The organism is Rhizobium sp. BR 362, from assembly GCF_036528765.1.
In the GTDB taxonomy this organism is placed as follows: domain Bacteria; phylum Pseudomonadota; class Alphaproteobacteria; order Rhizobiales; family Rhizobiaceae; genus Rhizobium.
In genome coordinates this window covers 149,751-167,099 of record NZ_JARWGH010000005.1, presented here as the reverse complement: position 1 = coordinate 167,099, position 17,349 = coordinate 149,751, and the positions used below count along the sequence as shown (strand labels likewise).

Annotated in this window: 18 protein-coding genes and 1 riboswitch; of the genes, 11 read left to right on the top strand and 7 right to left on the bottom strand. The window is 60.2% G+C overall.

Going from position 1 to position 17,349, the window contains the following annotated elements:
• Positions 1–67: 67 nt before the first annotated feature.
• From QDY28_RS09420 to epmA, 6 genes are all read right to left on the bottom strand, one after another.
• The gene (locus QDY28_RS09420) at positions 68–1,027 is read right to left on the bottom strand and encodes a DUF1839 family protein (protein ID WP_331381613.1); all 960 of its coding nucleotides are present in this window, start codon (positions 1,025–1,027) and stop codon (positions 68–70) included.
• Positions 1,028–1,035: 8 nt separating this feature from the next.
• Entirely contained in the window at positions 1,036–1,944 is a 909-nt protein-coding gene (locus QDY28_RS09415; protein ID WP_331381426.1) for an amino acid--[acyl-carrier-protein] ligase, read from the bottom strand.
• A gap of 5 nt (positions 1,945–1,949) precedes the next feature.
• Positions 1,950–3,143, bottom strand: coding sequence for an acyl-CoA dehydrogenase family protein (locus QDY28_RS09410; RefSeq protein ID WP_331381425.1), 1,194 nt, complete (start codon positions 3,141–3,143; stop codon positions 1,950–1,952).
• Positions 3,143–3,394 carry an acyl carrier protein gene (locus QDY28_RS09405; protein ID WP_028751512.1) on the bottom strand — a complete coding sequence of 84 codons (252 nt, stop codon included), beginning with the start codon at positions 3,392–3,394 and terminating at the stop codon, positions 3,143–3,145. Before QDY28_RS09405 ends, QDY28_RS09410 begins: the two co-directional genes overlap by 1 nt.
• Before the next feature lie 355 nt (positions 3,395–3,749).
• Positions 3,750–4,802, bottom strand: coding sequence for a lysine-2,3-aminomutase-like protein (locus QDY28_RS09400; protein ID WP_331381424.1), 1,053 nt, complete (start codon positions 4,800–4,802; stop codon positions 3,750–3,752).
• Positions 4,799–5,863: an EF-P lysine aminoacylase EpmA gene (gene epmA, locus QDY28_RS09395; RefSeq protein ID WP_331381423.1), complete on the bottom strand. Its 1,065-nt coding sequence runs from the start codon at positions 5,861–5,863 to the stop codon at positions 4,799–4,801. Before epmA ends, QDY28_RS09400 begins: the two co-directional genes overlap by 4 nt.
• 150 nt (positions 5,864–6,013) lie before the next feature.
• Between epmA and efp the strand changes: the two genes are divergently transcribed.
• From efp to QDY28_RS09380, 3 genes are all read left to right on the top strand, one after another.
• On the top strand, positions 6,014–6,583 hold the full coding sequence (gene efp / locus QDY28_RS09390; RefSeq protein WP_331381422.1) for an elongation factor P: 570 nt from the start codon (positions 6,014–6,016) through the stop codon (positions 6,581–6,583).
• A gap of 140 nt (positions 6,584–6,723) precedes the next feature.
• On the top strand, positions 6,724–6,951 hold the full coding sequence (locus QDY28_RS09385; RefSeq protein WP_331381421.1) for a DUF4160 domain-containing protein: 228 nt from the start codon (positions 6,724–6,726) through the stop codon (positions 6,949–6,951).
• On the top strand, positions 6,944–7,357 hold the full coding sequence (locus tag QDY28_RS09380) for a DUF2442 domain-containing protein (protein ID WP_331381420.1): 414 nt from the start codon (positions 6,944–6,946) through the stop codon (positions 7,355–7,357). The genes QDY28_RS09385 and QDY28_RS09380 overlap by 8 nt, the downstream gene beginning before the upstream one ends.
• A gap of 9 nt (positions 7,358–7,366) precedes the next feature.
• Here the strand turns inward: QDY28_RS09380 and QDY28_RS09375 are convergent, their stop codons facing one another.
• Positions 7,367–9,220: an ABC transporter ATP-binding protein/permease gene (locus QDY28_RS09375; RefSeq protein ID WP_331381419.1), complete on the bottom strand. Its 1,854-nt coding sequence runs from the start codon at positions 9,218–9,220 to the stop codon at positions 7,367–7,369.
• Positions 9,221–9,388: 168 nt separating this feature from the next.
• Here QDY28_RS09375 and QDY28_RS09370 point away from each other — a divergent pair, with 168 nt between their 5' ends.
• The 8 genes from QDY28_RS09370 to nagA all read left to right on the top strand — a co-directional run bounded on the left by QDY28_RS09370 (position 9,389) and on the right by nagA (position 17,347).
• The gene (locus QDY28_RS09370; RefSeq protein ID WP_331381418.1) at positions 9,389–10,231 is read left to right on the top strand and encodes an AAA family ATPase; all 843 of its coding nucleotides are present in this window, start codon (positions 9,389–9,391) and stop codon (positions 10,229–10,231) included.
• Positions 10,231–10,653, top strand: coding sequence for an NUDIX domain-containing protein (locus QDY28_RS09365; RefSeq protein WP_331381417.1), 423 nt, complete (start codon positions 10,231–10,233; stop codon positions 10,651–10,653). The genes QDY28_RS09370 and QDY28_RS09365 overlap by 1 nt, the downstream gene beginning before the upstream one ends.
• An 80-nt stretch (positions 10,654–10,733) precedes the next feature.
• Positions 10,734–10,811, top strand: a riboswitch (SAM riboswitch).
• 48 nt (positions 10,812–10,859) lie between these two features.
• Positions 10,860–11,786 carry a homoserine O-acetyltransferase MetA gene (gene metA / locus QDY28_RS09360; protein WP_331381416.1) on the top strand — a complete coding sequence of 309 codons (927 nt, stop codon included), beginning with the start codon at positions 10,860–10,862 and terminating at the stop codon, positions 11,784–11,786.
• Between the two features lie 2 nt (positions 11,787–11,788).
• A complete protein-coding gene (locus QDY28_RS09355) occupies positions 11,789–12,976 on the top strand; it encodes a vWA domain-containing protein (protein WP_331381415.1) in 1,188 nt (395 codons plus the stop codon).
• A 264-nt stretch (positions 12,977–13,240) separates the two neighbouring features.
• The gene (locus tag QDY28_RS09350; protein ID WP_331381414.1) at positions 13,241–14,266 is read left to right on the top strand and encodes an aldose epimerase family protein; all 1,026 of its coding nucleotides are present in this window, start codon (positions 13,241–13,243) and stop codon (positions 14,264–14,266) included.
• A gap of 122 nt (positions 14,267–14,388) precedes the next feature.
• A complete protein-coding gene (locus QDY28_RS09345; RefSeq protein ID WP_331381413.1) occupies positions 14,389–15,162 on the top strand; it encodes a GntR family transcriptional regulator in 774 nt (257 codons plus the stop codon).
• Positions 15,159–16,190, top strand: a complete 1,032-nt coding sequence (locus tag QDY28_RS09340) for an SIS domain-containing protein (RefSeq protein ID WP_331381412.1) — start codon at positions 15,159–15,161, stop codon at positions 16,188–16,190. The genes QDY28_RS09345 and QDY28_RS09340 overlap by 4 nt, the downstream gene beginning before the upstream one ends.
• Positions 16,190–17,347, top strand: coding sequence for an N-acetylglucosamine-6-phosphate deacetylase (nagA, locus tag QDY28_RS09335; RefSeq protein WP_331381411.1), 1,158 nt, complete (start codon positions 16,190–16,192; stop codon positions 17,345–17,347). Before QDY28_RS09340 ends, nagA begins: the two co-directional genes overlap by 1 nt.
• Positions 17,348–17,349 lie beyond the last annotated feature (2 nt).

Genomic DNA, 17,349 nt, shown 5'->3' with positions numbered 1-17,349 from the left:
TCAATTCCTCAGCTCAGAACATCTTTCCCAAAAGTGCAGGCGGCTTTTGGGAGGAGATCATGTTCGCCTACAGCTTTTGTTCAAGCAGCCCCATCATCGAATCCCATGCATCAGCGGCCGGATCAAGGGCCGTCTGCAGCGGCTCGAATTTCTTGCGTGTTATGGCGCGGGCTAGCTGGAACTGCACCGATTTCGCCACCTCCGAAATCCGCCGGGCCTCACCGGCAATCTCGGAAAAATCTGCCGACAGCCAATCGAGATGACTGCCGGCGAGCTCGAAATTAGCCCCGAGCTGGCGCAGCGTATTGAAGGCATATTTGTGGAAAAAGCCGAAGGGCCGCTCGGCCACCGCTTCCACCTGCGCCGGGAAAACCGCTGCGAAGGCACGGATGGGATTTGCCCCCGGGCGGCGGCGGAAATGGAAGGCCAGAAGTTGCCTAGACGTCTCTCGGATCGCAGCCTCGCCCGGTGCGTTCCCCGGAAACTTCGCAAATTCGGCATAGGGCAGGAAGGGCAGATCTTCTTCCGTCAGGTGCAATTGGAACAGCCCGTCGAAATCCTCGCCCGACAGCCGGAAGAAGCCACCATTGTGGAAATAGTCGAGCTCGCGGGCCGCCATGTCCAACCGGTTGATGGCAACGGTCGTCTTGCCATGCTCGCGGCGATAGCCGACACCCTGGGTGTCCGGCGTGTAGAAGGAATCCATTTCGACCAGGCAGAGCCGGCCACGGCCGATCTGCTCGGCGATGTGGTGCTGGACCTTGTCGTAGATCGCCAGTTCGGTGCAGCGGATGCCGTAGAGCGCCTCCAGATCTTCGAGCGGCACCTTGAAGAAGGTGAATTGGTCGCCCTCGAAATCCTGGGTCACCGTGAAGCCGAGCATGGCTTCCGGCGGCAGCTTCAGGCTTGAAAGCACCTCGATCCAGAGATCGATATAGCAATTGGTTTCCGGCCACATGCGCTCGCTGTCGTGCAGCGCATGTGGCTTATAGGCGGTGGGATCGAGTCCAGCGAAGACGGAGGCCATGGAGACGATCAGCCCCACAACGCCTTGCACACGCTTTCGGGCCATTCCTTGGTATCGAGACCGTGATGATGGAACAGTGCCAGCGCGATGCGCTCCAGACCGAAGCCAACGCAAGCGGTGTGTGCGACATTGCCGTCCTTGAAGTTCAAGCCCCATTTCGCGCCGAAGGCATCCTGATGATAGTTGAAGCTCATGCAGGCGGTCGGATTGGCCGATGAGGTGATCGGAATCAGCAGCTCGAACTTCAGGTTCTGGTCGCGCTGGTTGTTGGCAAGCATCTTGCCGGCGCGGCCGAAGAACGGGTCGTTGGCGACATCGATGGTCACTTCCAGGCCGACAGCCTTCATCATCTCGATGCCGCGATCCATCCAACTCTGGCGGAAATCGGTCACATGCTTGTCGGTGCCCATACAGACATATTCGCGCATGCGGAAGAGCTGCTGGCGGGCCGGATCCTTGGAGGGCTCGTGGCGGAAGCAATAGGACTGCAGGTCGAAGAGCGCGCCGCTCTCCGGCAATGCGCCGCGTTTGGCCACCGTCGGATAGAGCGGATAGCAGGCCGCCGGCGTCAGCACGATGTCGGTCGCCTGCTGGTCCTTGGTCCAGTCGTCGCCAACTTCCATGCACTTCAGGAGGCTCATGTGATCGAGTTCGTTGCCGCAGAAGCTGTGCACCGTGCCGGCAAGCTGCGGAAAGCTCTTCATGTACCCGCTCTTTTCGAAGAAGGCGCGGTTCATACCGGGCGGAAAGCGGATGGCTTCGGCACCATCGGCGCCGCCGAACTTATCGATCAGGCGCTCGAAGGCGGAAATGACGTCTTCGAACTGGCCGCTGCGGCCGTAAAGGCCATCAACGCCGGTATCGATCAAAAGACCGGATTCAAAAAGGCGGTCGAGAAACGAGGTCTGCATATCCATGACGATTATCCCAGTAGGCTGGCATCTTGTTTGTGGACGAGCAACATGGTCGACGTGTTGCCGAGAATGCGGTCGTTCGAGATCATCAGTTGAGCGGAATGCGCATCGCGCAAATGGCGGCCGAGGCTGTAGGGCGTGCCGTTCTTGTAGCCCATGATGCCGCAGATCAGCATCGCGTGGTTGATGATCGGCAGGATCATCTCCGACGACGCGATCTTGACGTTGTTCATGGCGACGGCAAACGCCATTGAGGAGAGCCGGTCGGCATCGGCCTTGGCCTCTTCATAGACTTTCAGGCCGGCGACGACGTTCGATTTCACCATCTGCAGCAGGCTCGAGACTTCCGCCAGCCGCAGCGCGCCGGGCGGCTGCGTGCCGGGCGACTTGCGGGCCGCAGCGCGCACGAAAGCCTGGGCGCGGGCCACCGCATCGGCTGCGATGCCATACCAGACGCCGCTCCAGAGCAGATGCGAGCTTGCCAGCATCGATTGCGCGGCAATCTCGGCGAACGGTTTCGGCAGGATCTGCACGGCCGGCGCTTCGCCCTTGAAGAGGAAGCCGTCGGAGCAGGTGCCGCGCATGCCGAGCGTGTTCCACTCGACGGTGCGCTCCAGCGTGTATTGATCTTTCAGGAAGACGGTCAGAACTTGATCGGAAGAGGCCGCCTCGGCATGGCTGCGCGAGGTGATCAGGATCGCGTCGGCATGGGCACCGTAGGAGATGACGGTTGCGTCCTTCTCGAGGAAGCAACGGTCGCCCTCCACCCTGATGGCGCAGATGCTGTTGCGGAGATTGCCACCGATGCCGCCTTCCGTCGTCGCCGATGCCAGCAGAAGCTGTTCCTTGGCGATGCGGCGCATGAACTCGCGGTGCCACTCGCTGCCGGCGCCGTGTTCGACCAAGCTCGACAGCTTGATCTGATGCATGGCGAAGACCATGGCGCTCGCCGCGCAGGCCTGGCCGAGAATCGAGCAGAGCTCGGCTATTTCAATGGTCGATGCACCTTCGCCGCCAAGATCGGCCGGGATCTGCATCGACAGCAGCCTTTCGGCGCGCATCGCATCCACGGCCTCGCGCGGGAACCTGCCCTCGACGTCGACTGCATCGGCATATTTGCCGGCGATTGCCGCGACGCGCGCGGCTCGCACCGCCGCCGTGTCTCCGGCTCCGGCTTCAACCAAAGCGACCGCGACGTTCATCAGGCAACCTTTCGGCTGTCCAGGATCATGCCGACCGTCTTTTCGATGGCAACGATGCTGGCAAAGGATTTGCGGTTCAGCAGATTGTCGGGAAATTCGATGTCGAAGGCTTCTTCGATGCCGAGCATGAGCTGCACCGATGCAAAGGAAGACAGTCCGGCCGCATAGAGATCGGCATCGTCAGCTATCTGATCCATCGTAACGGGGAGCGCACCAAACTTGGCCAGCAAATCGCGAATCGTCTCATTCATCTTGTAGTTCCTCCAGGCAATCGTAAACACGACGGCAGCAACGCCGTCTTATCCTGAGCCGAGAAGTAACAGGGAAATTAGAACATTCCGCTAAGCGACGTGGTAAATATAACCAGGCAATACTTAGCAAGAAAATCTTATCTTTTATATTTGTCTAAAATAAATTTACGATATCTAAACCATATAACCTGTCGTTTACAGGATAATATTTGTAATTTCTAAAACCTAGACGGGTTGATGTGCGGAAAACGGTACTTGACACCAAGGTTAATGTGCCAAATTTTCCAGCAAAGTTCATTTACAAACGCGGGGTTTCGGACACGCTGAAGTAGAAAAAGCGGGCGGGGAGCAGACCTTAATCCGCCGGCGGATAGATATGCTCGCCACCGCGATAGTCCGAAATGGAATAGCAGCCTTCGCCGATCTCGCGGACGGCGTTTCGGCCGATATCTGCCTTGCCATGGCCGCCCGGGATATCGAGGATGTAGGTCGGCTGGCAGAGGCCGGAAATGCGGCCGCGCAGTGCCGCGACGATCTTCTGCCCCTCGGCTATCGTCAGCCGGAAATGACTGGTGCCGGGGGCAAGATCGGGGTGATGCAGGTAATAGGGCTTGATCCGCGTCTCGACGAAAGCCTTCATCAGCGCCGCCAGCACATCCGGATCGTCATTGACGCCCTTCAGCAACACGGACTGGCTGACGAGCACGATGCCCGCATCGACAAGCCGCGCACAGGCGGCACGCGCCTCGGCGGTCAGCTCGCGCGGGTGGTTGGCATGCAGCGCCACATAAATGGTCTTGCCGCTCGCTTTCAGTGCCGCGATCAGCGCCCCATCGATCTTCAGGGGATCGACAACCGGCACGCGGGTATGGAAGCGGACGATCTTCACATGCTCGATATCGGCGAGCGCACTCAGCATCTCCTCCAGCCGGCGCGGCGACAGCACCAGCGGATCGCCGCCGGTCAAGATGACCTCCCAGATTTCCCGGTGATCGCGGATATAGGCAAAGGCGGCGTCGAGCGCCGCCGCGTCCAGTGTGCCGAGGCCCTGCGGTCCGACCATTTCGCGGCGGAAACAGAAGCGGCAATAGACCGGGCAGACATGCACCGCCTTCAGCAGCACGCGGTCGGGATAGCGATGGACGATACCCTCAACGGGACTATGGGCGTGATCGCCAATCGGATCGATCCGCTCTTCCGGCGTGGCGAGGAGTTCGGCGATGTCAGGCACGAATTGCCGGGCGATGGGATCGGCAGGGTCGCTGCGGTCGATCAGCTTTGCCATGGTCGAGGTCAGAGCAATGGCATAGCGCTCGGCAACCGCCTCCAGCGACAGAGCCTCACCGGCATCGATCAAACCGGCCTGTGCTAGGTCGTCGACATTTCTGATCGGGCGCATCACGTTCATGAACCAAACTCCGAAACGGGCGCCCAGAGCACCTGTTCGATCCGCGAGGCACCGGTCGCCAACATCACCAGCCGGTCGAAGCCGAGCGCTATGCCGCTCGCCTCCGGCATGGCGGCAAGGGCTTCGAGAAATTCCTCGTCCAGCGGATAGCTTTCGCCATAGATGCGCATCTTTTCCGCCATCTCGATCCCGAACCGCCGCCGCTGCTCGTCGGGATTGGTGAGTTCGCCGAAAGCATTGGCGAGCTCGACACCGCAGGCATAGAGTTCGAAGCGTTCGGCCACCCGGTGATCGCGCGCCGAAGGTCGGGCAAGGGCAGCTTCCGAGACCGGATATTCGTCGAGGATCGTCGCCCGGCCGAAGCCGAGATAGGGCTCGACCTTTTCGACCAGCACGCGGCTGAAAAGATCCGGCCAGTGATCGTCCTTTGCAACGCGCATGCCGATACGCTGCATCTCGGCCGCCAGATAGTCGCGATCCGTCGATCCGTCGAGGCCGACCGAGCCCAGCAGATCGATGCCGGCATAGCGTTCGAAGGCGGCGGCAACACTGATGCGTTCCGGCGTAAGGAACGGGTCAGTTTCGGCGCCGCGATAGCTGAGTGTCTTCGCTCCGACCGTCTCCGCCGCCAGCGCCAGCAGCGCAGCACAATCGGTCATCAGCGTCTCATAGGTCTCGCCCGCCCGATACCATTCCAGCATGGTGAATTCCGGATGGTGCAGCGGTCCGCGCTCGCGGTTGCGATAGACATGGGCGAAGCAGGCAATGCGCTCCTCGCCGGCGGCCAGCAGCTTCTTGCAGGCGAACTCCGGCGAGGTGTGGAGATAGAAAGGCGCTTTCTGGCCATCCGTCGTCAGCGCCTCGGTGGCGAAGGCATGAAGATGTGCCTCGTTGCCCGGCGACACCTGCAGCGTCGGCGTGTCGACTTCGATGAAACCATTGCGGGCGAAGAATTCGCGCAGCGCCGCCTGGATGGCATTGCGGCCGATGAGGAATGGCCGCCGGTCCGCATGCACGCTGCGGGTCCACCAGGGGGACGCTTTGCTGCTCGTTGGCTCCATTGCGCGCTTTCTTCTCGGGATCGCCGGGTATGGGGGTGGCTATTTCCACTGATTTAGGGTAGTTGCGCCCCCAAGCAAACAATAGCTGCGTCGCGAGGTGCATTTCGACAGTCCTCTACGACGCGACAGGCCGAGTTACAAGGAAGTCTTATGGTCAAGGTCATCGCCTCTTCAGTCCGCAAGGGCAACGTTCTCGACGTCGACGGCAAACTCTACGTCGTTCTTACCGCTCAGAACTTTCATCCGGGCAAGGGCACGCCGGTCACCCAGGTCGACATGCGCCGCATCGTCGATGGCGTGAAGGTGTCCGAGCGCTGGCGCACCACCGAGCAGGTCGAGCGCGCCTTCGTCGAAGATGTGAACTTCCAGTATCTCTATGAAGACGGCGAAGGCTTCCACTTCATGAACCCGGCCACCTACGATCAGGTCGTCGTCGACGCCGAAACCATGGGCGACCAGAAGGCCTATCTCCAGGAAGGCATGACCTGCATCCTGTCGATCCATGAAGGCGTTCCGCTCGCCATCGAACTGCCGCGCCATGTCACGCTGGAAATCACCGAAACGGAACCGGTCGTGAAGGGCCAGACGGCATCGTCCTCCTACAAGCCTGCCATGCTGTCGAACGGCGTGCGCACCATGGTGCCGCCGCACATCAACGCCGGCACCCGCGTCGTCATCGCCACGGAAGACAATTCCTACGTCGAGCGCGCCAAGGACTGAGAGAACGGTCTATCGTTTCATGGGAAACGCCCTGTCCTTATGGATGGGGCGTTTTTGTTTGGAGTCTTGGCGGAATTACAATTCGGCAGATGCGCTTGCTGAACGCTTGAAATACCCAAGTTGTTAGGTTATTTTCTCTGATGGTCACAGTGCTTCGTCAGCATGGAATGCGGTTCGTCATTTACACGGCTGATCACGAACCTCCTCATGCTCATGTTGTCGGCGAAGGGGAAGCTCGGATCGATATTGTCACCCTAACCGTAATCACTCAAGGCGGAATGTCCGATAGAGACGTCCGCCGGGCGGTCGCTACAATAGAAGCAAACCAGCAATTATTCCTCGATACCTGGAGAAAGTATCATGGTTGAGGTCACTGACGCGGAATTGGCCCGAGCAAAGCAGCGTTGGGAGGCAGAACGAGTCGAAAGGCCTATTCCACTTTCCGTGCGTTTCGATGGTCTTTCGGAACGCATCGTCGTTGAATTTACAAACGGGGCGTCCTTTATGTTCCCGGCCCGCTCCTTAGAGGGTTTGGAAGAGGCGACCGCTGCGCAGTTGGCCGAAGTGGAGCTTTTAGGGGAGACAGCACTGCACTGGGAAAGTCTCGACGCCGACTACACGATTACCGGTCTGATGAACGGGATATTCGGCACAAAAGCATTTATGGAAGCCCAGCGCCGTGGAGGCCAATCCCGCTCGCCTGCTAAAATCGCGGCAAGCCGTGCAAACGGCGCCAAGGGCGGCCGCCCCAAGAAATCTGCGGGACATTCCTGACAGAGGTTACTACCGCGACGGCGAATTCGCTCTCTTGGGGCTCGCATCCCGTATCACGGCCGCCGGGGGCACGACTTCGGCAACGACTTCCTCGTGCGGCACCAGCGCCTGAAGATGTAGGACGCGTGGCGACATTGCCTGAAGATAGGCTTCGGAGCGGCCGATATAAATGACGGCGGCGTCGGTGAACTCCGTCAGCAGTGCCGAGAACTTGGCCTGAATATCCGGTTCCAGGCCTTCCATCACTTCATCGAGGATGATCCATTTCGGCTGCGCCAGCAGCAAATGCGCGAAGGCGAGCGCCTTTTGCTCGTCATTGTCCAGCAGCCGGTCCCAGCGCGCCTGCGTATCGAGCCGGCTCTTCAGGCGGCTAAGGCCGACTTTATCCATTGCTGCCTCGACGGCGGCTTCGTCATAGGCATCCCGATCCTCGGGAAAGCAGATCGCTTCGCGCAGCGTGCCGCCCGGTACATAGGGCGTATGCGGCATGAACAGCATGTCTTCCATCGGCGGCAGGCTGATCTTGCCGGCGCCGCAATTCCATTGATGCGCCAGCGACTGGAACAGCAGCCTGCGGTTCACGCCATGGTCGCCATTGACCATGATGTGCTCGCCGGCGGCGATCGTCACCGTGCCTTCGCGGATACGGAAACCGTTCTCGATGGCATCCTCGCTGGTCTTGGTCGAAATCTCCATGTCCGTCCAGACCATTTTACCGGGCGCCGCGTGATCGAAAGCAATGGTATGCGGCATGACCTTACCGTCATCCATCTCCGTCAACGCCTGGCGAAAATCGGTGACGCGCATCAGCGTAGCGCGCCATTCCGCGATCGGGCCAAAATTGGCGACATACCAGCGCAAGGCAGTATTGACCTGGTTGAAAGCGCCGACCGCCACCATCAACTGGCCGATGGTCAGCCCGCCGGAGAAATAGGCGGGCGCAGCCACCAGGATCGGAATGATCAGCACCAGCCAGCCATAACCGGCCGAAACCCAGGTGAGATTGGTATTGGCAATGGCGAGCTGACGGATGACGGCAAGCACGGCGGAGATATCGAGATTGATCCGCCGGCGCTCATTCTCCTCGCCGCCGGCAATGGTGATCGCCGGCATATGCTCGTTGGCGTGCATCAGCGCAAAGCGCAGCTCGGCTTCCTTCGAATAACGATCGGCATTCAGCCGCACCAGCCGGCGGCCGACGAACTGGCTCAGGAACGAGGCAGAACCGGCATAGATGATGGCCGCCCAGACCATATAGCCGGGGATGGAGAAGCTCATGCCCTTGAAATTGAAGACCATGCCGCTGGAGAGTTCCCAGAGCACGCCGATGAAGCTGAACAGCAGGATGGTCGCCTGCACCAGGCCGATCGCGAGCCCTGTCGTGCTTTCGGCAAGATTGCGGGCATCCTCGTGCAGCCGCTGGTCCGGATTGACGCCGATCAGGCCGGAAGAGGCGAGACGAAGCGCGCGTTTAGCCTGCAGCCATTGATCGACGAGGTCACGCGCAAGGCCTTCGCGCATATAAAGCGCAGTCATCTGATTAAGCCATGCCTGCACGACATTGAGGACCAGAAGCAGGCCGGCGATGATGCCGAAGACGCCAAGCTGATGGAAAAACGCGGCAGTATCGCGCCGCGCGAGTGAATCATAAAACGGCGCATTCCAATTGTTCAGCAGAACCTGGACATAGGCCGTCACAATGATGATCACGAACAAGGCAATCGTGAGAGAAATGATCTTGATGCGTACCGCCGAATACCAAAAAGCGGAAAACATCATGCGCAGCCGATAAAGGACGCTGAAGTCGTATCCGACCCGGTCAGCTCCCTCGATGTTCGACTTGGCTTGCGTTTCAACTGCCATCAACACGTCCCTGCAACGCACTTAATTCCCAGTTAATCATGACCTGCTCACATGTCCATCCATGCGATACATCAGCGTGATCACGTTCGGTATATACACCGTTTCATGCCTTGAACCGAATAAGACCAAGGACTAGCTTGCGCCTCAAAGATTGATGAAAGCCTTCCAATGCAATTTCACGGCACTGCAGACTATATTGCCGACAAGGATTTGATGGTCGCCGTCAATGCCGCAATTCGGCTGGAACGTCCGCTTTTGGTAAAGGGCGAGCCGGGAACCGGCAAGACGGAACTGGCGCGCCAGGTCGCCACTGCCCTCGGCCTCGACCTCATCGAATGGAATATCAAATCGACCACGAAGGCGCAGCAGGGCCTTTACGAATACGATGCCGTCTCGCGCCTGCGCGACAGCCAGTTGGGCGATGCGCGCGTCAATGACGTCAGGAATTACATCCGCCAAGGCAAGCTCTGGCAGGCTTTTACGGCACCAGAGAAATGCGTGCTGCTAATTGATGAGATCGACAAGGCCGACATCGAATTCCCGAACGATCTGCTGCAGGAACTCGACCGCATGGAGTTCCATGTCTATGAGACCGGCGAAACGATCCGCGCCGCGGTCAGGCCGATCGTCATCATCACCTCGAACAATGAAAAGGAGCTGCCGGATGCTTTCCTGCGCCGCTGCTTCTTCCATTACATCCGCTTCCCCGATGCCGAAACGCTGACGCGTATCGTCGAGGTGCACTATCCCGGCATCAAGCAGACGCTGGTGCGGGCCGCACTCACGCAATTTTTCGAGATCCGCGATGTGCCGGGGCTGAAGAAAAAGCCCTCGACCTCCGAAGCGCTCGATTGGATCCGCCTCCTCGTCGCCGACGACGTCGATCCCGCCCCACTGCGTGCCGATGCGAAGAGCGCACTGCCAAAGCTGCACGGAGCCTTGCTGAAGAACGAGCAGGACGTCCATCTCTTCGAGCGGCTGGCTTTTATCGCGCGCGGGCAGGGGAAATAATGCGGCCGGATGCCGTGAAGGTCTTGATCTACGCGGTGCGCGACCGGCACCTGCTGGTATTCGATGAGCCAGATTTTCCCGCTGTCCAGCTCCAGGTTCCCGGCGGCACTGTCGAATCCGGTGAGGATATTGTAGCGGCGGCGGCGCGCGAATTCGAGGAGGAGACCGGTTTTGCGCCGGACGAACTCCATCCGCTCGGCCTCCACGACTACCGCTTCGAAAAGAACGGCCGCGAGCATCATCACCAGCGGCACTATTTCCGCTGCCGTATCTCCCAGACAGCGCCCGCCACTTGGCTCCACTACGAAATGACGCCTTTCGACGGTAGCAGCCCGATTGCCTTTCGCTTCTTCTGGCTGCCGATCGAGGCCGCCAAGCAGCGGCTCGGCTATGGCATGGAAGCCCTGCTTGAACATCTGTAGGCCGCATCCGACATCAGGGCGCGGCCGCCAGCCTTCCTTCGACGCTTGCCCATTGACCGGCCGAGATGTCAGGTCTATTGAATTTCTCCCGTGGTGATTTGGCCGGCCGGCTTGCAGCCACGTTAAAAAAGTCGCTAAAGGGCCGCGTGCGGACCGGTAGCGATTCTTATCGCGGCCGGTTTTTTGTTTTTGGTCGAGTGATAACGATGCCCATCAAGATTCCCGATACGCTGCCCGCGTTTGAAGCCCTCCAGAGCGAGGGCGTGCGGGTGATGACCGAAACGGTGGCGATCCGGCAGGATATCCGCCCCCTTCAGATCGGGCTTCTCAATCTCATGCCGAACAAGATCAAGACCGAGGTACAGATGGCGCGCCTCGTCGGCGCCTCGCCGCTGCAGGTGGAATTCTCGCTGATCCGCGTCGGCGGCCACAAGGCAAAGAATACTTCGGAAGAGCATCTGCTCGCCTTCTACGAGACCTGGGAGGAGGTGAAGCACCGCAAGTACGACGGCTTCATCATCACCGGCGCGCCGATCGAGCTGCTGGACTATGAGGAGGTCACCTACTGGAACGAGATGCAGCAGATCTTCGACTGGACGGCAACCAACGTTCATTCGACTATGAATGTCTGCTGGGGCGCTATGGCGGCTGCCTATCATTTCCATAAGGTGCCGAAATATACGCTGAAGGAAAAAGCCTTTGGCGTTTATCGCCACCAGAACCTGAAGCCGTCCTCGGTCTATCTCAACGGCTTCTCGGATGATTTCGCCATTCCGGTCTCGCGCTGGACGGAAGTGCGCCGCGCCGATATCGAAAAGGTGCCGGGACTGCAGATACTGATGGATTCGAGCGAGATGGGCGTTTGCCTCGTCCACGAGCAGGCCTGCAACCGGCTCTACATGTTCAATCACGTGGAGTATGATTCCACCTCGCTGGCCGACGAATATTTTCGGGACGTGAATGCGGGCGTGCCGATCAAGATGCCGCATAACTATTTCCCGCATAACGACCCGGACATTGCGCCACAGAACCGTTGGCGCAGCCATGCGCATCTGTTCTTCGGCAACTGGATCAATGAGATCTACCAGACGACGCCCTATGATCTCGAGGAGATCGGCCAAGAGAGGTTCTGAGCTTGTTCATTCCCTTCTTCCTGAAGCTGAAGGAAGCGAAGGTTCCGGTGACGCTCCGGGAATTCCTGTCGCTTCTGGAAGGGATGGAAGAAGGGATCGCCGACTACGATGTCGAGGCCTTCTATTATCTGGCGCGCACGGCGCTGATCAAAGATGAGCGTTTCATCGACCGTTTCGACCAGGTCTTTGCCGATTATTTTCGCGGCGTCGAGACCCTCGGCGGTGACGCCGAGCCGGCCGAGCTGGCCGTCATCCCCGATGAATGGCTGCGCAAGCTCGCCGAAAGACATCTGACGGACGAGGAAAAGAAGCTGGTCGAGGCGCTCGGCGGCTTCGAAAAGCTGATGGAGACGCTGCGTCAGCGCCTTGCAGAGCAGAAGGGCCGGCACCAGGGCGGCTCGAAATGGATCGGTACGGCCGGCACTTCGCCGTTCGGCGCCTATGGCTACAATCCGGAAGGCGTGCGAATCGGCCAGAAAGCCTCCCGTCACCGCAAGGCTGCAAAAGTCTGGGATCGCCGCGAATTTCAAAATCTCGATGACAGCGTCGAGCTCGGCACCCGTAACATCAAGGTCGCTCTGAAACGGCTCCGCCGCTGGGTGCGCGAAGGGGCGGCCGAAGAGCTCGACCTATCCGGCACGATCCGCTCCACCGCCGAGCACGGCTATCTCGACGTCCAGACCCGGCCGGAGCGGCGCAATGCCGTCAAACTGCTGATGTTCTTCGATGTCGGCGGCTCGATGGACGATCATATCCGCGTGGTCGAGGAACTATTCTCCGCAGCCCGCGCCGAATTCCGGCACATGGAATATTTCTATTTTCATAACTGCCTCTACGAAGGCGTCTGGAAGGACAATCGCCGCCGGCGCGCCGATGTCATTGCGACGACCGATCTGATCCGCACCTTCGGCCCCGACTATCGCGTCGTTTTCGTCGGCGATGCCTCGATGAGCCCCTATGAGGTCACCCATCCCGGCGGCTCGGTGGAACATTGGAACAAGGAGCCCGGCGAGATCTGGCTCAGCCGTATCACCGGCCATTTCCGCAAATGCGTCTGGCTCAATCCCGTGCCCGAAGACTATTGGAGCCATACCACCTCGATCTCGATCATCCGCCGCCTGCTTGGCGGAAGGATGTATCCTCTGACGCTCGGCGGTTTGGAGAAGGCGACAAAGGAATTGTCGCGTTGAGACAATCTGCGTTGATGCCGCATCTTTGTGCCTGGCACAAGATCGCGGCAAAATCGAACTTTCCTGACAGGCCCAAACGAAACCAACTCGCCAGCCTGTCGCACGCATTCCACATTACCGGCGCAGGGTAGCAACTCCGAAGCCAGACCAAGGCTTGATCGCCCGTCGGCCGCTCCTAAATTTCGCGAGGGAACCGGTTGCGGACCGGCGAAAATGGGGGCAGGGTCTGGCATCGAATATTTCGACAGGAATGGATGAGCTGATATGACGACAGACAGTTTGGAGCGGGAAGTTTTCGGAACGACGGCCGATGGAGAAACGGTTTATCGCGTCAGAATAGCGGGCGGTGGTCTGACGGCCCATATCATGACCTGGGGTGCCGTCATTCAGGACCTGCGTCTAGATGGCCATAGCCCGGCCCTTTTGCTCGGTTTCGACAATTTCGACGATTACCCGGCCCATTCCTCCTATTTCGGCGCGACGCCTGGCCGCTGTGCCAACCGTATCGGCGCCGGCCATTTCACGCTGGACGGTAAGGATTATCAGCTCGAGCTCAACGAAAAAGGCGTCACCCATCTGCATGGCGGCAAGGACAATATCGCCAAGCGCAACTGGACGATCGTCGAACACGCCGTCGACCGCGTTGTCCTGAAGATCGTCGATCCCGACGGCCGCGCCGGCTATCCCGGCAATTGCACGATACAGGCGACCTATTGGGTGCATGGCAACGGCGAATTCTCGGTCACCTACGAATCGACGACCGACAAGCCGACGCTCGCCAATGTCTGCCAGCATGCCTATTTCAATCTCGACGGACGTGACGACGCACTCGGCCACGACATCATGATCGCCGCCGATCATTATACGCCGACGGACGAGAAGCAGGTGCCGACGGGGGAAGTGCGCCCCGTCGCCGACACCGTTTTCGATTTCCGCGAAATGGCGCCGATGATGCGCTTCGATGGGGCTGAACAGGCGCTCTACGACCATAATTTCTGCCTGTCGTCCGAGCGTACCGCCAAGCGCTCGGTGGTGCTGGCGCGTAGCGTCAATTCCGGCGTCTCGCTCGAAGTGCGCACGACCGAGCCGGGCGTGCAGTTCTATGCCGGTTTCAAGCTGGATGTTCCCGTTCCCGGTCACGACGGCCGCAAGATCGGCCCCTTTGCGGGTTTCTGCCTGGAAACTCAGGTCTGGCCGGATGCCATCAACCACCAGGGCTTCCCGAACGCCGTCCTTCGCCCCGGTGAAGTGCTGCGACAGGAAACGGACTACATCTTCACCAAGAATTGAGCTGAAGACCCTGCTATCCCGGACTTATCGCCTGGGCGCAGATAGCGCTCAGGCGATTCATTTTAGCCGATAGACCAGTTTTATCTTGCGGATTGGTTCTAGATAGGTTCTATAAGGAACCCATGGATAGAACCAGTTTAATCGCTGAACTGAACAGCCGTGGTCTCCGCGATGAGGCCATGACCGGTCCGTTGTACAAGCGCCTGGCGCAGGCGCTGACCGGTCTTATCCAGGAAGGCCTGCTGAAATCGGGAACGGCTCTGCCGGGCGAGCGTGACCTCGCCGAGGCCTTGCGGGTCGGCCGCGTCACGGTCCGCACCGCCTATCGTGATCTGCTGGCCTCCGGCGCGATCGAGTCGCGTCATGGCAGCGGTACTTTCGTGTCGCAGCGCGTCGAGCGCATCGAACAACCGCTCTGGCGGCTCTCCTCCTTCTCAGCCGATATGCGCTCGCGTGGGCGCGAGCCGGCGGCGAAGATCCTGTCGTGCACCATCAGCACGCCGGCCCCGGAAGAATCCTTCCTGCTCGGGCTCGGCCTCGACGAGCCTGTGCTGCGGCTCGATCGTCTGCGCCTGGCGGACGGCCAGCCGCTCGCCATCGAGCGTGCCGTCGTTCCGATCAAATTTGTCGGCGAGGATGCGGTTTCAGAGGGTTCGCTCTATGATGCGCTGGCTGAAAACGGCTTCAAGCCGGTCCGGGCCCTGCAGCGGCTGACAGCCGTGACGCTCGATCCGACCTCCGCGTCGATCCTCAACGTCAAAGCCGGGGCGCCGGCGCTCTTGATCGAACGCATTTCACGCCTGGAAGACCAGCGCGTCGTTGAATACACCCGCTCGCATTATCGCGGCGATGCCTACGATTTCGTTGCCGAATTGAGAATTGGAGATGACCTATGAGCGAGACCCAATCCCTGATGCTGACGGAAGCCGGCCAGTCGCCGGATGTCGTCGCGGCCCTGCTTGAGAAAGAAAAGTCCGTCTTTGCGGAAATTGCAAAACTCTTCGCCTCCAGCCGCCCGTCTGTGATCACCACGGCGGCGCGCGGCTCTTCCGACCACGCAGCCACCTTCTTCAAATATCTCTTCGAAATTTCCCATGGCATTCCGGTCGCCTCGGTCGGGCCGTCGATCGCCTCGGTCTATGGCGCGCCTCTGTACCTGAAGGGCGGCATCCACTTCACCGTATCGCAATCCGGCGGCAGCCCCGACATCATCGCGCTGCAGGCCGCCGCCAAGCGGGGCGGCGCCACGACGATTGCCGTCGTCAATGTCACCGACAGCCCGCTCGCCAAAGAGGCCGATATCGTGCTCGGCCTCAATGCCGGCCCGGAAAAAAGCGTCGCCGCCACAAAATCCTTCATTGCCTCCGTCGCGGCACTTGCCGGCGTCACCGCGGCAATCTCGAAAGATCAGGCGCTTGCCGCCGGCCTCGCCAAATTGCCGGAGGCGCTTGCCGCGACATCGGGGATCGACGGCAAGGCCGCCGAGGACGTGCTCTTCAATGCAACATCGCTTTACACCGGCGGACGCGGCCCTGCCTTTGCCATCGCGCTGGAGGCAGCGCTGAAGGCCAAGGAAACCTCCGGCCTGCATGCTGAAGCCTTTTCGCTTGCCGAGCTGATGCACGGGCCGATGCGGCTAGTGCAGCCGGGCTTCCCGATCGTCGCCTTTTCGCCCGACGATGCAGCCTTTGCCAACAACGCCCAGGCGCTGGAACGCCTGCAGAAGCTTGGCGCCACGGCGGTATCCTTCTCCAACGCGCCTCTCCCGGGCATCAACCTTCGCATGCCCACCACCGGCAGCGGACTGATCGACCCGCTGGTGTCGCTGCTCTGCTATTATCGCCTCATCGAATCCGTGACGCGGCGCAAGGGTTTCGATCCGGATAAGCCGGCTAATCTTCTTAAGGTAACGGAGACCATGTGATGGATTACAAGGTCTTTACCGGCGCCGGCATCTTCGATGGCGACCGGTTTCATGAAGACAGTGCGCTGGTGATCGGCAATGGCCGCGTGCACGCCATCACCGGCGCAAATGACGTGCCCGACAATGCCGAGACCATCCGCCTGAATGGCGGCGTCCTCGCCCCCGGCTTCATCGATGCCCAGGTGAACGGCGGCGGCGGCCGCATGCTGAACGACGAACCTTCGGCCGAATCCATGTACATGATTGCCAAGGGGCATCGCCCCTACGGCACGACGTCGGTGCTGCCGACCCTTATCACCGATGTCGCAGCCGCCACGTCGGCGGCGATCGAAGCGGCCATCGAGGCCGTCAAGGCCAATCGCGGCGTCGCCGGCCTGCATCTCGAAGGCCCGCACCTGGCGCCGGCCCGCAAGGGCGCGCATCTCGCCGAACTGATGCGCCCGGTCGAAGATAAGGATGTCAAGACTTTCATCCGCGCCCGTGAGGCGATCGGCACCCTGCTGGTCACCATGGCGGCCGAGCAGGTCACCGAGCGCCAGGTACAGGCGCTGAACGAAGGCGGCGTCATCGTCAGCATCGGCCACAGCGACTGCACTGCGGAAGCCGCGGACGCTCGCTTCGATGCAGGCGCCCGCGGCGTCACCCATCTTTTCAACGCCATGAGCCAGATGGGCCATCGCGCGCCGGGTCTCGTCGGAGCGGCGATCGACCATCCCTCGCCTTGGTGCGGCATCATCGCCGATGGTCACCATGTCGATCCCCGAGCCCTGCGCATCGCGCTCCGCGCCAAGCGCGGCGAAGGCCGGCTGTTCTTCGTCACCGACGCCATGTCGCTGGTCGGCACCGACCTTCCGAGCTTCACTCTGAACGGCCGCACGGTCTATCGCACCAAGGGTGGTTATTGCTCGAAGCTGACACTGGACGACGGCACGCTTGCCGGCTCCGACGTCGATATGATTTCGACTATCCGCTACGGCGTCAACATGCTCGAATTGCCGCTCGCGGAAGCCCTGCGCATGGCGACATCCTATCCGGCCCAGTTCCTGCGGCTCACCGACCGTGGATATCTGACGCCCGGCGCGCGGGCAGATCTCGTCCATATCAATGACGGCATCGAAGTCACCGGAACATGGATCTCGGGCCAGCCATCGGCCTGAGA